This window comes from Patiriisocius sp. 208BN25-11 (assembly GCF_058147145.1).
In genome coordinates this window covers 399,194-415,612 of sequence record NZ_JBYVJY010000001.1, presented here as the reverse complement: position 1 = coordinate 415,612, position 16,419 = coordinate 399,194, and the positions used below count along the sequence as shown (strand labels likewise).

Below are 16,419 nucleotides of genomic sequence, written 5' to 3'. Positions count from 1 at the left end.
TAATCCTCTTGCTAGCAGGCTTTTTTTAATCAAAAGCATAATTAAGCCCTGTACTAAAATCGTATTGGGAATTAGGAATCCCTATGGCAGGAAAGGCATCGTAGGTAAAGGTGTATTGCAATTCGATGGCGAAATTTTTAAAGAGGGCGACTGCTAATGATGACTGACTAGAAATGCGATAATCATCTACACTATTTAGTCTAGGTTGGTAATAGGTCGTGCTAATAAAACTAACCGTTTCACTTGGGTAGAGACTACAAGATGCATAGGCGCTTCCCCTAAGGTTTCTTTGTATGGGTGTAATACCATCATCCACTTCTTCATATTCATACATAGCTAGCGTACCCAGATACACTTTGTAGTTTTTACTTTTGGTGAGTTTAAATCTTGGTCCCGTTCCTAGCAGCCCTCTAAAATCAATTTTAGAGACTTTGTTGTATTGGGTTTGTGTAAATGCTTCCCAAATAATTCTTTCTGAAATTTTATAATTATAACGTAAGTGCTGTATCCCACTATTCTCAAAATCTTCTGTTTCTAATTTCTGAAATGCAATGTCATTTTTAAACAAGATTAAATGCTTCTTTGTTTTGTATTGCACATGAATGTTATTAGACAATTTAATGATGTCATTAACATTTCGCTTTAAAGCAAAACCGATCGTAGCATTTCCAGAAAAGCCAGAAGTATCTGTTACCTTACGAAGCGATTCTGCATTAAGGATTTGGGCAAAACTTGAACTAATAGAAAACATTAATAAAAATAAAACAGTAACAACTTTCATATAGGACTTTGACGTTAATTTAATCATACAAATCTAAAGCTCCAACAAGTATAATTATTTTTTTTAAAGAAACTCTTTGTCGGCATATACTATTTTTTTTCATTTTTCAGTCATATATACTTACAACATAAGCAAAGTGATATTTTAAAACGTTTGTAATGTAATAAACTGAAAATCAATAAATTGAAATCATGTAATAGATGCTTGTTTTTATAAAAACAGGCATTTACTATTTGTTTTATTCTCTTTTTAGTAGTTGCTTTAGTTCTCAAATAATTTTAATTCTAAAAAAATAATAAAGATGAGAAAACTTACAATTATGATGATTTTATGTTTAATGGCTATGACATTAAATGCGCAAATTAATGTAGATCCTACAACCAATAATGTAGGTATTGGTGGCACTCCTGATCCCGACCATAAATTAGATGTTACAGGAACTTCAAGGACAAGTCAATTGATAGTAGGAGATCGAGATGAAATTCCTTTCTTCGCAACGGCTTGGTTAAATTCTGATTTTGCTGCTCAATTATATTTTAATTCAGAAATTTCTGCAACGAATGAAAAGCTTTGGGGTTGGTCTGCTATTAATGGCACTTTCAGACTTTTCGCGCAAAACGACGACTTATCTTCATTAGAAGAAGCTTTAATGGTTAATAGAACTGGTGCCAATATAGATAATGTATTGTTTCCGAATGGAAATGTTGGTATTGGAATGAGTTCTTTTCAAGATGAAAATCATGACTATTTGCTGTCTGTTAATGGAAGAGTAAGAGCCCATGCGGTAAGGGTATATACAGATTGGGCAGATTATGTTTTTGAAAAAGACTATGAGTTACCTTCTTTAATTGAAGTTGAAAATTTCATTCAAAAAAATGGTCATTTAATGGATATTCCAAGTGCGAAAGAAGTTGAAGAGAAAGGAATTGATGTTGGTGAAATGAATAAACTATTATTACAAAAAGTAGAGGAGTTAACACTATATACAATAGAGTTGAATAAAGAGATTGAGGCACTTAAATCTAAATTTGACTAATTATGAGAGTGTTAACTTTATGTTGTTTTTTGCTAGTTTTTAACTATGCAAAAAGCTCGACCTATTGGTTTAGTTTAAAAGACCCTACAATGATTCCAGTTGTAGTTGAAGGGAACCCATATATTTCTTTAGATTTTGGACAGCCTGAACTTAATAAGATGTTTTCAAAATATGATGTTTTGAAGTTTCAGCAATCTATACCTTCTTCTAAGAATCCACTTTTGTTAGAAGTTTATGAGTTTACAACGATGGATGTACAATTAGTTGCAGATATCAAAGAAAAATTTTCACATGTTTTTTTGAACATTGAAGAAAAACCAGAAATTCAATTACTCTATATTCCTGATGATTTTGGAACAAATGGAGGAGAGCTTCAAGAGCAAGAAGAACTTAATTACATACGTGGACCTGAAGCTTGGGAAATTTCAGAAGGGAATAGTGATATAATCATTGGAATTTCAGAAAGCGTGAATATTAACCATGAAGATTTAGTTACCCAATCTGACGCCTTATATGGTACGTCTACCAGTTCTTATAACGGACATGGTACGAGTGTAGCTCTTTTGGCTGGAGGTATTACAGATAATAATACCGGGATTTCTGCTATTGGTTTTAATAGCTTTATTCGAGGTAGGGCTGGAGGTCCAAATGCGGTAGTTCAACTTGCTCAAGATGGTGTTAAGGTGATTAATATGAGTTGGGGACATTGTAATCCAACTAGTTTTACACTTAATAACTATCAAATGGCAATGAATGAAGCTCATGCACTTGGAGCGGTTTTAATTGCTGCAGCTGGTAATGGAGAGTTTAGTTGTCCCGATGGAGCAAATCTTTACCATTTTCCAGCAGCAAATGATAATGTTATTGCTGTTACAAGTGTTGGACATCTTTATGAATTAAATGATCCTGATCCAGCCCACAATAATCAAAAAGATAGATTCGAATCTGTTGGAAGTCCTAATCTTACTACTACCTATAATGATAGGGTAGACCTTAGTGCACCAGGTAAAGGAGTACTGACTCAACGTATAGGTGATCCAGATGGAACATATTATTATGGAGGAGGTACTTCATTTGCAGCACCAATGGTAGCAGGTACGGTTGGACTTATGTTAGATAAGAACTATTGCCTAAGCCAAGATGAAATAGAAACCATACTAAAATTATCTTCAAGAAAGATTGATGATTTACCTGTAAACAATGCATACTATGGGCAAATTGGCTCTGGTGTTTTAGATGCTTATGAGGCTGTGAAAATGTCTGAAGACATGGCAAATAACTATGGAATAGTTGAAGTTAAAGATAGGGTTTTGTATCGGTGGAGATATGTGCTTGAAACTGCGCCTTATGAAATTAAAATGACGAATAATAATGTAACTAGTGGTGCTCAACTAGAGTTTAAAGCTAAAAACACTATTGAAATTTTAAGTGGGGAGTATGCTCCAGATTTAACAGGCTTTATTGATTTAAGTATTGATAGTACAATCGCATTAAGTTGTGATGGTCCAGACCCAGTTGTACCATATACTAATCCAACACCACCCGTAAATCCTGGTACTGGTGGACCAACAGACCAGGATGTTTCTATTGCTCCCAATCCGGTTAGAGATTCATTTACGATTAGTTTAGAATATGATGATGACGATGCAGTTACTCAAGTCTTAATTTATAACTTCCAATCTGAACTAGTACTTGCTGATTATGATATGGATGGTCAATCTGTGATGAATGTTTCTAGTTTAGAAACAGGGATTTACTTTTTAAAAATCTTTACAGTTCAGGGGCATGTCTTCAATAAACAAATATTAAAAACCTAGAACCTTATGAAGTATAATGTATTTTTTTTAGTGATTTTTTTTAGTTTCTTACCCAATTTGAGTGATGCTCAATCGGTTGTAAATCAGGAATGTAAAACAGATGCAATTCATTTATATAATTTGAATGAATCGAATGAATATCAAAATAAATTTAATGATATAAATAGCTTGTGGGAAACCTACATGAATAATAGATCACAATTGGTGAATTTTGAAGAGCTTGAAACTATAAATGTCACTATTGCAATGCATGATATTTCTGCTTCTGGAGGCCATATTCCGGCAACAACTATTTTAGATTACGAATATATTGTGGAGGCTTTAAATGTGAGATTTATGAATCAATCTGGAAATTCTAATAATACACATATTCAATTTTGTTTGGCTCAAATAAAATCTAATGGTGATACGTACCAACTTGATGAGTTACAGATAGATTCAGATACTGGAGAAAACCTTGATCAATCTTCTATAGCAGGATGGAATGATCTGGTATCAATTACTTCTTCAACATTAGATTTTAATCAAAATTCCTATATAAATTTATATATAGTAGATAGTATATTGGGAAGTCAAGTAGGTTTTTCTACATTGCCTCCATCACATGGTACTCAAAGAGATGGAATTTATATAGAAAGAGATGTATTGCAAAATGATACTGATTTTCAAGAAAATATCTCTGTTCTAGCTCATGAAATGGGACATTACTTAGGCCTTTTTCATACGTTTGGTCTTTGTGATGTGGATTCAAGTGACGAAAGTTGTTTTTGCGAGAATTCCAATCCCCTATTTCATGGCGATATGGTTGAGGATACCTTGCCAAGTTTACCTCCGTTAATAGATGGTGGCTGCCCTCAAAATACTATCTGTCCTGATGAAAGTGCGGGGGCATCTGCTACAGATATTTCTAATATTGCCGAGAATTATATGAATTATTATAATCTGTCTTGTAGAAATGTATTTACTCCTGGACAAATAGATAGAATGCGATTTATGTTAGATCCTGAATTTGGTCCTAGAAAAACATTATTAGGTACTGAAACATGTCAAGACTGTTCTATATTAGATGGGTGTGACTTTGAAGTTATTTCTGATATTAATCAACATATCGAAGTGGATCAAGAAATTAATTTTACTATAGAGCAAAGTAACTGTTTATTTGATGAAATTGTAGTGAATTATGACTGGGTTCTAACAAACTTAACAACAGATACAGTTATGGCTCAGGGAAATGGTGAAACGGTATCATTTACACCAAATTTAGTTGGAAATTATGCTGTTTCTGTTGTAGCAAGTAACGGTACATGTTTTGAAAACATTGAGTCAAATATTTATTTTCAAGTTATTCCAGAATTTATAGAAGGTAGTTGTGCTTTTGAAATTAATAACTGGAATGAGTGGAATCGAGTTTCTTATACAGATGGTTGGGCATTAAGAGAAGACTTTGAAGGTTTTTGGGATCCTGGAGCTGCAAATCAAAGTGACTATGCTTTTCCAAATACAAGTCGTTTCGAAATAGGAGCATCTGTTGATTCCGACAATTTTGAAATTATACCAGCTCTTGATTTTAATGATTCTAATTTTGCCAGTCCACCAGAGGTATTAAATGGCAGTAACATTATTAGAGTTGGAAATTTTATAGACGGACAAACTAATCTGGAAGATGGAGCTGCTAATTATGTTTCTTATACATTCTTTCCTACTGCAGAAAATGCTCGTTTTAGAATTCATTATACAGGCATGGCTGGTAATCAATCTTCATTTTCTTTTGTTAGACCTGGCGAATATTTTACAGATCCTAATTTTCCTGCTACGTTTGGATGGTTTTGTGAATATCAATATAATAGTCCTTTAGATCCATCTGGAGGTACTACAAAAATAGGAGCTGTAGAGAATAATGCAAGTGATGAAAATAGACATCCTTTTAATGATTTTTTGTTCGGAAATACTAATGCTACATTGTACACGAACAATTCTTTTATTAATGGATTATCTTCAACTACAATTGCTGGTTTAGAATACAAAGTGATGGAAGATTGGGAATATATTGATCTTGATTTTAGTGAGTTTATTAATGATCCAAATTCACTTACTGATGATGGTTTGAATACGGGTATTACAATTACTTTTGTTGCAAGAACGAATAATGACCCCGTTGCTAAAGCACATGCTTATGCCTATTTTGGAGTAGAATGCTTAGGAGGTGGATTACCTCAAGAAACATCGATGGAATTTGTAGACATGGTAATGCCTTGTCAAAGTGATACAAATATAGGCTGTGTAGAAACTGATAATTTCTATGCGTACTATATAAATTTAGATACCTACAATTATACCACTATTACTATAGAAGAATCTGATGATAATATTACATTTATACCTTCTTCAGTAGATTTTGTTACAATAGATACAAGTCGAATAAGAAAAAATAGAATGTATGTTAAGCCTTGTCTTGGTCCAGATGATCCACCAAGCAGATTCTATAGAGTAACAGCAAAATCAATGCATGATGAAGTATCTGACACTTTTTTAGTAGTAAGAAATTTTGCATACGATAATACTGATATTTGTGATACAATAGGTTTAAACAATATTGGAGGAGATATTATAGATGGTTTAAGCCAAGAAAATTATTTTATATGTGTGGATCCAGATGATGATGATCCTACAGAAATAACGCTGAATCTTACAGACCCTTGTTTTAATCCTGATTCAGAAGGATATGAATTTAGTTGGTTTTCAAACGGAAGTCAAATTCCTGGGGCTAATAGTGCATCATTAACAGTATCTGTGAATGATTTACCAGCTAACAGGTGCAGGACATATTTTTATAGAAGAGTAAAATACACAGACCCTAGTTGTAGTAGTCTAATTTACTATCAAAGTGAATATTTTAATTTTTATGATTTAAATGCCTACACCATAAATATTGATACTGGTCAAGGTATTGATGATATTTGCTTAGGTAATTCTTTTGATTTGACTATAGATGCAAATATTACAGGTGGTTGTATAAATAATATATTTGAAGGATTTGTGGAAACTAACAACCTTGATGAAATTCCAGGTAATGCAATTTACACGCTTCTTATAGATGATGTACCATATGATAGTGTTGAGGTGCAATATCCAAATGGACTTAATTTCGATCCACAAACAGTAAGTTTTGAATCAATAAATGATTTAAGTCTTGGTGAGCATATCATCAGTTATCAAGTAAGTACAAATTTTAACGGTTGTGAAAATACATCTAATAGGGTTCTTTCTGGATATGATAGTACTATTAATGTTGCACCCATATCTGTGGGAGGAGAAATTTTTCCAGTTGTAGATTGTGGAATAAGTATTGAAAGTATAGACGATGGACTCACTAATGGAGGTTACTTATGGGAATATTCATATGATCAAAATTTTAACTCTGATATTTTTGTGATTCCTGGAGAATTGAATAGTACTATAGAAAATGTAGATACAAGTATGTTTAATTCACTTCCGGTTTATATAAGACGTTTTTCGCAACCTTTTCCTACTACAGACGATTGTCCAGATGATGGTTCGTATAGTAATGTAGTGCCAATTGATGATGTCGATCTTTTGGTTCCTACTTTTAATCCAGTAGACCCAATCTGTGTTGGTGAACCATTAGAACCATTACCAACAGTATCCACAAATGGAATAACAGGAGATTGGTCTCCAGTAATAAATAATCAAGAGACCACTACATATACATTCACTCCAGACGATAATGGTTGTGCTCAATCTGTAAGCTTAATTATTGAAGTAAATAATTCTCAAAATGCAGGTACAAACAATACTATAACTTTTTGTAATAATGATGATACTACATATGATTTGACAGAATATATAGGCGAATATGATGAAGGAGGTATTTGGTCACATGGTGCTAATGGTCCAGGTTTGTTTACTCCTACTTTAGATGGTATTGAAGAATTAATCTTAGTGTCTTACACAATTCCTGGAGATGAATATTGCGATCGTGCTACCTCTGTTATAACTATTACTATTGAGAATTGTATAGATCCTTGTGAAGCATCTATTTTATCAATTAATGGTAGCATAGAAGGAACAGTTCTTTCTTGGCCCGACATTACTGATGATGATTATGTCATTGAATTTATGTCTAATAATGATTGTCCAAATGATGATATTGGAATAATTACAAGTCAGACATACATTCAAAATGATAATAGCATAGATTTATTAGATGTTGTTAATGATCTACAGAGAAAATGTTTTAGCTGGAGAATACGAGTTGAGGGTTGCGATGAATGGTCTCAGTGGTGTCAAATGTATCCTGCAGGAAATCAAGTTCAGTTGCAATTCGTTTTTTCTGGAAATTGCACATCATCAGAGCCTTGTGATTGGGATGAATCTATAGTATTGACTTCTCCAAATTACGATGTATTGACAACCAATAGTATTGACTTTTCTGGATTTACAACTATCACTGCGACAAATATAATTGAGTCAGGAGCATCATCAAATTATGTTGCTAATACAAGTATAGAATTACTTCCTGGGTTTTTAGCAGAAGAAGGTACTTCTTTTGAAGCCTATATTGAAGAGTGTATAGAAGGTTCTAGTAGTTTGCCAAGAAGTGATAATAATCTTGAAATACAAGAAAGTATTTATGCAAATAATACTCTTGTCTTGTATCCAAACCCTACAAAAGGTGATGTAGAGTTCATATTGAGTGATTTTGGCGATATCATTACTTTGGTTGAGGTTTATGATATTAATGGAAGAGTCATAAGGCGAATAGAGAAACAAAATCAAAAATCCCTAAACATTTCAACTTTTGAAAACGGTGTTTATTTCTTTAAATTATATACCCATAAAAACCGACTTTATACTAAGCGTATTATAAAACACTAATTCATTTTTGCTAAAAAGTAATGCAGCAAATGCTGCATTACTTTTTTTAATAACTAATGGCCCTAAAGCATCTTATCTATCTTCTTAATATAATTTGATGGTAAAATACCAGTTTGTTTTTTAAAATTATAATTAAATGATTCTGTACTTCTAAAGCCTACATCATTAGCAATAGATTTAATAGTGTATTTTCTAAATTTGGAGTCATTTTTTAGCTTTGCTAATACATAGTTAATTCTTAATTCATTTATATACGAATTAAAAGTTTTTTCAAAGTAAATATTTACAATTTTAGAAAGGTAGCTTGTGTTTGTTTTAATTGATTTAGCAGTGTTTATTAATGTGCAATTTTGCTTTAAGTAAAATTCTTTTAATTCTAATTGTTTCAATTTTGATAGTACTCGTTGTATTTCTGAATCACTAATTGTAAAACTGTTTTTGGGTATTGGTTTTACGATCTGTTTTTTTAGTAACTCTTCGTGTTTTTGTTTCTTTTTTTTCGATTCAGAAAAATAATAAATCAAGCTAGTTGTAATCAGAAACGAAATTAATATTATAAAAATATTTGAAATGTTTTTTTTAAAAGCCAAACTTTTAATTTCATTAATCCTATCATGCATTGCATTGATTTCCATGTTTTTAATGCTAGAATTAATACTGTCCTTATAAATGTTATTAATAGATATTAATTCAATATATTTTTCAAGAAAAAAATTTGCTTTTTTGTATTTAGAAAGTCCCTTATAAGATAACCCCAAGTATTTAATTTCATCTTTTGTGTGGTATAAATCATTAAGTGACACATCAGAATTAATATCTTCATAAGGTTTTAAAAATGCAATTGCATTCTCATATTCCTGCTTCATACAAGCTACCTTACCTAATAATCGAATACTATCAAGACTAATATTGTGGTTTGCTATTTTGTTTGCAACACATTTCTTAAAGTATTTTTCGGCATCATCAAATTCATTTTTTACAAAGTGAATTTCGCCTTTATTTTTATTGTAAAAATGCATAAAGCGTTTTTGACTACTAGAACTTTTAAAGTGCGAAACGGAAGTGCTACGAAAATGATTATGAAGTTCTTCATTATAGATTTCAGCTAGTTCAGTATTTTTTATGTCTAAGTAATTTTTAATTAAATTGTTATAGACCCAACTTAAATATTCAAACTTAATTTTAGGAGTAAATAAGATGTCAACTTTTTTTCGTTTGATTTCTATTTGCAATATGTTAAGTTCATTAATCACCTCTAAGAAATTATCTCCCATCATTTTTAGATTGAGGAGACTAGTTTGCGCTTTTAATTCAAGTGGATAATCGTTTATTTCTTTTGCTAGTTCTATGGACGAGTAAAGCCATTGATATATTTCATAGATTTCTTCTTTTGAATTTTTCGCTAAAATGACATTAGATTTTTGGTAATAAATTTCTGCTAATTCTTTCTTTAGTTTATGTTTTTTGGCGAAAGCTTCTAAAATTTCAATTTGTCTTATTGCTTTTGGTATCAGATCATTTTTATTTTTAAAAATGATGTTGTTATAATAGATTTTAAAAATTAGATTAAGACTTTCAAATTTCTCAATAATAGTTGCTTTTTGATCAATTTGACTTAAGTTCGAATTTGCAAAAAAAATTGCTTTTGAAGTATCTGTAAATTGATATGTTTTGATAGAATCTTTATAAGAAATTTGCGTTTTATTATCTTGAGAGAATAAGAGGTTAGTGAATAAAAAAAAGTATAAGTAATTCTTCTTCATGAGTTTGGTGAGCATATTTAATGTAGGTCATGCATTAAAAAAAATATTGTAAAAATCTATATATGGGGAGTAACTATTACGCTACTAAAATTAGCATCAAATAATTGATGAAAATTGTAAGAAAAAGACAGGCTAGTCTTATGAGGAAAATTCTAATTGACTTTCTTTAGTTAGAACAGCATCAATGTAGTTTATAATTGATGTTTTAAAATAATCCTAAATTTTGTACAAATAATTTTTTTTAATAAAACCAATACAACATCGCTTTTTAAACTATTATTTGGCTATGCTTATTATTTTAATTTATTTTCAAAGTGAAATACATAGGTAGCATTAAACCCAAAATTAAGGTTCGGGTTTCTGAAATTGAAATTATTACGCGTTTGTGTAATAAAAGCATCTTCTACCATAGGCAATGCATTGGTGAGCATAAATTGTAGCAATATATCTCCAAGTTCCCAATTGGCTCCTATAGCAAAAGGGCCATAGGTATCAAAAGAGGTGACTGGATTTGCTACAGCATAATATTCGGACATCACCGATAGGTGCGGTCCTAATTTATAGCGCGCTCCAATACCCACAGCAAAAATGTTTTCTGGGTCTTCTTCAGATAAGAAAAGACGCTTGCGAACAAAACTTGGTGCCACTTGCACCGAAAATTTTGGAGAAATTTTCCTTGAGACTAACACTTGTGATGTAAAAGCGAGTCGATCTGAAGTGTCATCAGCAATAGCTGGATTTGGAATACCACTGCTATTATAACTCACATTTTGAAAAAGCGTTATGTTAAATGGAGATCTATTCTTCCCCTTTTTTTGTGAAAATAGTTTGTATTTTAAATAGCCATCAAAAAGTCCATCAAAAGTGGTGCCTCCAACCCCTGCAGATAAGCGATCTGTAATACCATATTCTAAGGCTATTCTGGTACTCATTTTATCGGCAGCAAAACTTTGAGATCGTTCTGCTGGAGTATTCCAAAAGCGGGTTGAGGTGACTAGTTCTAGGACATTTTTAGTACGCACTTCGGTAGAATGACCAAAAGCAATACGTGTCATTTTAAAGGCTGGCGTTACATATCCTAAAGTGTCTTTTTGCTTTTCTTTTAGAATGTCTAAAAGATCTTGAGAATACGAAAAATGAATGCTTCCAAGGAGCAGTGCAGCTGTGAAGATGAATTTTTTAGTTTTCATAAGGCTGGTATTCAAAATTAAAATTCACTTCAATGCTTTTCGCAATATTTCCTGCCAATAATGGGGGTATATTAATATTGTAATCTTTAACGAATGTTTCAAAAGTTCCAGTGATGGCATAGGTACCTTTCTTATTTTCGATCATTGCTTTTATTTCAAGATTTTTCGTAACCCCGTGCATTTTAAACTCGCCTTCAATCATTTTAATTTGCTTCCCTTCTATGGTTGGATCAAATTTCAGAATAGTGCCTTCAAAAGTAGCGGTAGGATACAAATCTGATTCGATATAGCTTTCATTGAAATGTTCTTTCATTAAAGCTTTCTCAAAAATAAAGGTATTCATAAGCATGCTTATCGCAATACTTCCATCGCTTAGATCAATGATGCTTAGCACTTGATTGTTTTCTGCTTTTATGTTTTCAACAGAAGTGTAAGAGAAAAAAGAGATGTGTCCCTGGGGAGTAATCACTTTTTCAGTTTTTTGTGCGAGACTTAGGTGTACGCACAAGAACAATACAAAAATTAGTTTATTCATTTGTTCAATTCGTTTGCGATAATGCAATTTAGTAGAATTATATCGTTCAAAGAGCCTTTTAAAATACCTTTAATTGAAATAGTTTCTCCTATGCTAAGACTATCAAGGATGATGGCTTGATTTTCTTGCATATCGCATAAGATAGACATACGTTTATTTGTGGTACTTTTTAAAATAATGGTATTGCGGTTGTTTAAAGTATTAATGTCTTTAATACTTCCTTCCACCAAAATAATTTGTTCCGTGTAATCGCTCGTATCGGCAGTAATTTCTTCAATAAGGGTTTCTACCTTAAATTCTTTAAAGGTTTTTTCTTCGGAAACTTTAAGGTCAACACTTTTTTGGCAGCTCAACATGCTTACAGACAAAAACATACCTAAGCATACGCTAGCTATATTTAATACCGTACTATTTTTAAAGAAAGTAGTTAGTGACTGCATACCTACAAAATTACATACTCTTTTAATTCTATTTAGAATGTTATATAAAATAATCCTCAAAGCGTTTTACTTCTTTGAGGATTGAAAAACAAAAACAAACCTAATTAACCTCCTCTAATTAATTATGTTAATTGTTCCTGTCATTACTCCGTGAAACTCACAGTTATAAAATAAGGTGTCTGGAGCGTCTGCTGGCACCTCAAATGTGATGGTTCCAGTGGCTGCACCATTGTTAGATACACCATCGTTATATGCATTTCCTGTTCCAGTTCCTTGCACCGACTTGATAATAAAAGGATGCCCAGGTGCATTGATGTTAAACTCGTAACTATTCCCTCTAATTAGTGTAAGTGTTGGGTTCGGTTCTGATGTGAATTCGAAAAGATACGCAGCAGCTCCTTGGTTTGTAACTTCAAATACTCGATCTGGTGCTTCATTTCCTTCGGGTGCAATTTCGGTATCTTGATTTAAAATCGGCCAAACACCTGCTTGTGGAAATCCTACCCCAAAATTATCTCCTCTGTTTTCATCTCCTCCAAATTTGTATAGTGGCCATCCTTTGTAGGTTAATTGTTGGCGTCCAAAAACGTCAATCACTCCAAATCCATTGCTATTGATAGTACTCGGTACATTTTCAACATCGGTATGAAAAATGGGCCATACACCATTATTAGAAAAATCGTCTGCTGTGAAGTTGTTTGTAGCGTTTGTATCGTTTATAAAATGATATAGCGTGTTTCCCCGATCGTCGGTAATATAAAATGTTTCTTCATCACCAGGTTCGAAGTCGCTGTTTAAATTGGTTTCTACTCCGTTGCTATCTCTTCCAACTAATTGTGTTTTTACGAGCATGATATCGTAATCTGGTTTTCCAACAAACCAAACGCCTCCAGAACCATCACCATTAATCTGTCCGGCTTGTGTGTCATTCGCAAAAGTATATAGTGGCCATCCTTTATACGTTGTTTGGTTTTGACCATCGCTTCTAGTAATTGTGGCAAAATCTGACGCATCTAATCCAGCATCTAAGGTTAAATTTTCTGAGAAAAATGCTGGCCAAGCTGCAGCGCATCCTCCTAAACAGGTTGCATCTCCTTTAGCATCGGGTGCAAAAAAGTAAAGTGTAAATCCATCGGCATTGGTAAGTACGTTTCCAAAAGTAGCATTTGAACTAAGTCGTACCGAATTAAAAACTTCTGGATTAACTGGTGTCGTGGTGTCGTCATCAGAGCTACAGCTCATAATAAACAGACATAAAAATAAAGGCATAAAAAATTTCATTGTTATTTTTTTTTAAAATTAATAATGATGCAAATCTCTTATGATTAAAGGGCTTAGGAACTACAAAACTGGGTTAAGAGGAAAAAATGGGTTTAAAAGGGAATGTTTTGTGTCGACACTTATGTGAGATTTTTGCAATAAAAAAAAGGTGCTCCTAAGAACACCCTTTTTCCTCCTCAAAATAAAACAAAAACAATATTAACAATCGCAGGGGCGAGACGATGTAGTTTTTTGTGGGGTTCGTTCACCTTTTTCAGGGTATCCAATTTCAGAAAGAAGATTTAGTACCGTAGAAAGATGATTTGCTTTCAGAAAGTTAAAAGTGATCAACGCATCTTTTGGGTATAGATGAATGTTTTTAACTTCATTGATACGTTGCAATTCTTTCTTAATTCCTTTTGAGCACCTATCACAAAATGAGTCTTGTACTTCTATTCTTGCTGTATAAACCATCCTTTTTTTAAAATACTCTTGATAAGTTAAACCCAAAGAAAATATCACCTTCGGTCCAATCTCCAGATCCTTGTCCTAAAAACCCATTAGTGTTCATAGGTTGCGCATTTGTTAAATGGAGTTGAAATACATGACCACCTGTTTCTAAATCTACTCCAATAGAAAGCGGATTTTTATAGGGTGAATTTGAAGCTCTGTTTAAATGCCATCCGTAGTCCATGTTTAATGACAATCGTTTGGTGAGTTTGTGTCTTCCACCAAATCCAATTGCATATTGCGAGTTGTGTTGTTCGTCCACATCTACATAGTTGTCGTGGAAAAAGGTAGGCATCAATTGTAGCGAAAAGTTTTTGTTGAATTTTTTAGAAATCAAGAATTGTACTGTATATCCTAATCTATTCACAAATTCTAAACCTGGTAAAATGTCCTCGTCCAAAGAGGTGTTTAATAATATGTGATTAGAACTTACAATGGTGACTGGAGATCCACCTTCTTTTTCTCTAACCAATCTAATTTTTAGAGATGACTCATAGGTTTTTCTGAAAGAACTTCTTGAGAGTCCAATGTTAATGGCATCTGTAACTCCATAGATGAGGTTCAATCGTGTAACTGCTTGATCAAGACCAAAAAAGTCTTTGATTCCTGTTTCTAGAGATCCGAATCTGTGCGAAACAACAAAGTAGATTTCTTGAGAAGAGATCATTTTTGTAGAGTTAAAATTGACCACCTTTAATCCTTTAAAGGCCGCGCTTTTGTAATCGTTTTCTATTTCGGTGTCTATTTCTGATAACAGATCATCGTCCTCTTGTGAAAGCAATAATGCTGGAAGTAAGAATAATAATATACTTATATATTTCATGTTTGTTTTTTTAGTTTGTTAGTGTTGCTTGATCAATTTTTACCATTTCAAGGAGTTCGTCATATCCTACGCATCTTCCTTTTACTTTTACGGATGCTCCTTTTTCTTGGGTAACTAATATTTCTGAAGAAACTTGTACCTGTATTTTATCGTCTAAAATAAGAGCATCTGTTTCTATGTCGGTGATACGTCCGTCGATCTCTAATACCTTATCGAGGTAGTTGAGCGTTGCTTCTTTTTCGTTTTCAGAAAACTCGGTGTGCAATGTTGTTGCTGTGATGGTTGCTGTTGCTTTTTCTGAGGCGATGTCTCTATGCTCGCCTAAGAATACATAGTTGTAAACCAGCCCTCCAGTTATCACTGCTGCTAAGAAAAAGACGATGCCTAGTTTGTGAGATTTTTTCATTTCTTACCTAGTTTAAAATCTAATGTAATGATGATTTCTTTTGCAATTTTGTTTCGTACAACACTCGGAATTTCTATATCAAAATCTTGAGGTGTTACGGTAAAAGAACCTTTTAAATGTATGTCATCTCCCACTTTTTTAACTTGGAGTGTGGTGTTGATTTGTTTTTCTTTTCCGTGTAATTTGAGTACGCCTTCTACATTCGTTTTAGTGTCACTTTCAGTTAGGCTGGCACTATCAAAATCTACTAACTTTCCTCTAAACGTAGCTTTTGGGTAGGTTTCAGATTCTATGTAGTTTTCATTGAAATGCTCTTCCATTAAAGAGTTTTTAAACCTAAAACTTTTCATGAGTGCTAGTGCAGCAATTTCATTTTTAGCAGTATTTAAAATAGCTGTGACCGATTCGTTTTTAGCTTTTACAGGTTCGAAGGTTTCTTCAGAGGCTTCAAAATTAATGATGCCGCTTTTATCGATGTATTTCTCTTGAGCGTTCATGCTCACAGAGAAAAGTGCGATTGCTAACAATAGCAGTATGGGATGTATTTTTTTCATAATTAGGTTGTTTTATTAATTTTCTGGTTTTCCAGCGTCAATCCACTGTTGAATGATGTCTATAGTTCCTTGTGGTAATCTTCCAGAAGGAGGCATTGCTCCTGCAGCACCACTTTGTCTGCTCATGGCATTTAAAATTCCATTGGCTCTCTGACTTACTTGGTCGAAGGTAACCAGTGAGAAGGGTGCTCCATTGACTGGCGGACTTGCGTGACAACTCACACAACTTGCTTGCATGATGGGTTGGACATTATTTACATAATTTACGGTACTTCCTCCATTTCCATTATTGCCACCATTATTAGGGTCTTCAATGGGTTCCATGAAATCGTCTTCGCTGTCATAGGTACAACTAAAGGTTGTAATGCTTAAAAGGGTGGCAAGTACTAAAATTTTTGTTTTCATAGT

At 33.0% G+C, this 16,419-nt stretch carries 14 protein-coding genes; 3 read left to right on the top strand and 11 right to left on the bottom strand.

Translation table 11 applies throughout. From position 1 onward, the window contains the following. Positions 1 to 25: 25 nt before the first annotated feature. Positions 26 to 781: a DUF481 domain-containing protein gene (locus ACY2RS_RS02045; protein ID WP_490096929.1), complete on the bottom strand. Its 756-nt coding sequence runs from the start codon at positions 779 to 781 to the stop codon at positions 26 to 28. A 301-nt stretch (positions 782 to 1,082) separates the two neighbouring features. Between ACY2RS_RS02045 and ACY2RS_RS02040 the strand changes: the two genes are divergently transcribed. The 3 genes from ACY2RS_RS02040 to ACY2RS_RS02030 all read left to right on the top strand — a co-directional run bounded on the left by ACY2RS_RS02040 (position 1,083) and on the right by ACY2RS_RS02030 (position 8,530). Continuing rightward, positions 1,083 to 1,817 carry a hypothetical protein gene (locus ACY2RS_RS02040; RefSeq protein ID WP_490096928.1) on the top strand — a complete coding sequence of 245 codons (735 nt, stop codon included), beginning with the start codon at positions 1,083 to 1,085 and terminating at the stop codon, positions 1,815 to 1,817. Between the two features lie 89 nt (positions 1,818 to 1,906). Next, the gene (locus ACY2RS_RS02035; protein ID WP_490096927.1) at positions 1,907 to 3,634 is read left to right on the top strand and encodes a S8 family serine peptidase; all 1,728 of its coding nucleotides are present in this window, start codon (positions 1,907 to 1,909) and stop codon (positions 3,632 to 3,634) included. 6 nt (positions 3,635 to 3,640) lie between these two features. Further along, positions 3,641 to 8,530 carry a zinc-dependent metalloprotease gene (locus ACY2RS_RS02030; RefSeq protein WP_490096926.1) on the top strand — a complete coding sequence of 1,630 codons (4,890 nt, stop codon included), beginning with the start codon at positions 3,641 to 3,643 and terminating at the stop codon, positions 8,528 to 8,530. Positions 8,531 to 8,592: 62 nt separating this feature from the next. On the opposite strand, the gene ACY2RS_RS02025 is transcribed toward ACY2RS_RS02030, so the two are convergent. The 10 genes from ACY2RS_RS02025 to ACY2RS_RS01980 all read right to left on the bottom strand — a co-directional run bounded on the left by ACY2RS_RS02025 (position 8,593) and on the right by ACY2RS_RS01980 (position 16,416). Continuing rightward, the gene (locus tag ACY2RS_RS02025; RefSeq protein WP_490096925.1) at positions 8,593 to 10,293 is read right to left on the bottom strand and encodes a helix-turn-helix domain-containing protein; all 1,701 of its coding nucleotides are present in this window, start codon (positions 10,291 to 10,293) and stop codon (positions 8,593 to 8,595) included. 293 nt (positions 10,294 to 10,586) lie between these two features. Further along, on the bottom strand, positions 10,587 to 11,483 hold the full coding sequence (locus ACY2RS_RS02020; protein WP_490096924.1) for a DUF5777 family beta-barrel protein: 897 nt from the start codon (positions 11,481 to 11,483) through the stop codon (positions 10,587 to 10,589). Beyond that, the gene (locus ACY2RS_RS02015) at positions 11,473 to 12,018 is read right to left on the bottom strand and encodes a YceI family protein (RefSeq protein WP_490096923.1); all 546 of its coding nucleotides are present in this window, start codon (positions 12,016 to 12,018) and stop codon (positions 11,473 to 11,475) included. Before ACY2RS_RS02015 ends, ACY2RS_RS02020 begins: the two co-directional genes overlap by 11 nt. Next, positions 12,015 to 12,458 carry an OB-fold protein gene (locus tag ACY2RS_RS02010; RefSeq protein WP_490096922.1) on the bottom strand — a complete coding sequence of 148 codons (444 nt, stop codon included), beginning with the start codon at positions 12,456 to 12,458 and terminating at the stop codon, positions 12,015 to 12,017. Before ACY2RS_RS02010 ends, ACY2RS_RS02015 begins: the two co-directional genes overlap by 4 nt. 114 nt (positions 12,459 to 12,572) lie before the next feature. Next, positions 12,573 to 13,739 (bottom strand): hypothetical protein, encoded by a 1,167-nt coding sequence (locus ACY2RS_RS02005; RefSeq protein ID WP_490096921.1) that lies wholly within the window; start codon positions 13,737 to 13,739, stop codon positions 12,573 to 12,575. A 198-nt stretch (positions 13,740 to 13,937) separates the two neighbouring features. Beyond that, a complete protein-coding gene (locus ACY2RS_RS02000) occupies positions 13,938 to 14,192 on the bottom strand; it encodes a hypothetical protein (protein WP_490096920.1) in 255 nt (84 codons plus the stop codon). A gap of 7 nt (positions 14,193 to 14,199) precedes the next feature. After that, entirely contained in the window at positions 14,200 to 15,051 is an 852-nt protein-coding gene (locus ACY2RS_RS01995; RefSeq protein WP_490096919.1) for a DUF5777 family beta-barrel protein, read from the bottom strand. 10 nt (positions 15,052 to 15,061) lie between these two features. Beyond that, positions 15,062 to 15,457: an OB-fold protein gene (locus ACY2RS_RS01990; protein ID WP_490096918.1), complete on the bottom strand. Its 396-nt coding sequence runs from the start codon at positions 15,455 to 15,457 to the stop codon at positions 15,062 to 15,064. Beyond that, a complete protein-coding gene (locus ACY2RS_RS01985; protein WP_490096917.1) occupies positions 15,454 to 16,011 on the bottom strand; it encodes a YceI family protein in 558 nt (185 codons plus the stop codon). The genes ACY2RS_RS01990 and ACY2RS_RS01985 overlap by 4 nt, the downstream gene beginning before the upstream one ends. A gap of 15 nt (positions 16,012 to 16,026) precedes the next feature. Continuing rightward, positions 16,027 to 16,416 (bottom strand): hypothetical protein, encoded by a 390-nt coding sequence (locus ACY2RS_RS01980; RefSeq protein WP_490096916.1) that lies wholly within the window; start codon positions 16,414 to 16,416, stop codon positions 16,027 to 16,029. Positions 16,417 to 16,419: the final 3 nt, after the last annotated feature.

Coding starts and splice junctions, on each gene's coding strand:
- ACY2RS_RS02045 (WP_490096929.1), bottom strand. CDS start 781: ATGAAAGTTGTTACTGTTTTATTTTTATTAATGTTTTCTATTAGTTCA.
- ACY2RS_RS02040 (WP_490096928.1), top strand. CDS start 1,083: ATGAGAAAACTTACAATTATGATGATTTTATGTTTAATGGCTATGACA.
- ACY2RS_RS02035 (WP_490096927.1), top strand. CDS start 1,907: ATGATTCCAGTTGTAGTTGAAGGGAACCCATATATTTCTTTAGATTTT.
- ACY2RS_RS02030 (WP_490096926.1), top strand. CDS start 3,641: ATGAAGTATAATGTATTTTTTTTAGTGATTTTTTTTAGTTTCTTACCC.
- ACY2RS_RS02025 (WP_490096925.1), bottom strand. CDS start 10,293: ATGAAGAAGAATTACTTATACTTTTTTTTATTCACTAACCTCTTATTC.
- ACY2RS_RS02020 (WP_490096924.1), bottom strand. CDS start 11,483: ATGAAAACTAAAAAATTCATCTTCACAGCTGCACTGCTCCTTGGAAGC.
- ACY2RS_RS02015 (WP_490096923.1), bottom strand. CDS start 12,018: ATGAATAAACTAATTTTTGTATTGTTCTTGTGCGTACACCTAAGTCTC.
- ACY2RS_RS02010 (WP_490096922.1), bottom strand. CDS start 12,458: ATGCAGTCACTAACTACTTTCTTTAAAAATAGTACGGTATTAAATATA.
- ACY2RS_RS02005 (WP_490096921.1), bottom strand. CDS start 13,739: ATGAAATTTTTTATGCCTTTATTTTTATGTCTGTTTATTATGAGCTGT.
- ACY2RS_RS02000 (WP_490096920.1), bottom strand. CDS start 14,192: ATGGTTTATACAGCAAGAATAGAAGTACAAGACTCATTTTGTGATAGG.
- ACY2RS_RS01995 (WP_490096919.1), bottom strand. CDS start 15,051: ATGAAATATATAAGTATATTATTATTCTTACTTCCAGCATTATTGCTT.
- ACY2RS_RS01990 (WP_490096918.1), bottom strand. CDS start 15,457: ATGAAAAAATCTCACAAACTAGGCATCGTCTTTTTCTTAGCAGCAGTG.
- ACY2RS_RS01985 (WP_490096917.1), bottom strand. CDS start 16,011: ATGAAAAAAATACATCCCATACTGCTATTGTTAGCAATCGCACTTTTC.
- ACY2RS_RS01980 (WP_490096916.1), bottom strand. CDS start 16,416: ATGAAAACAAAAATTTTAGTACTTGCCACCCTTTTAAGCATTACAACC.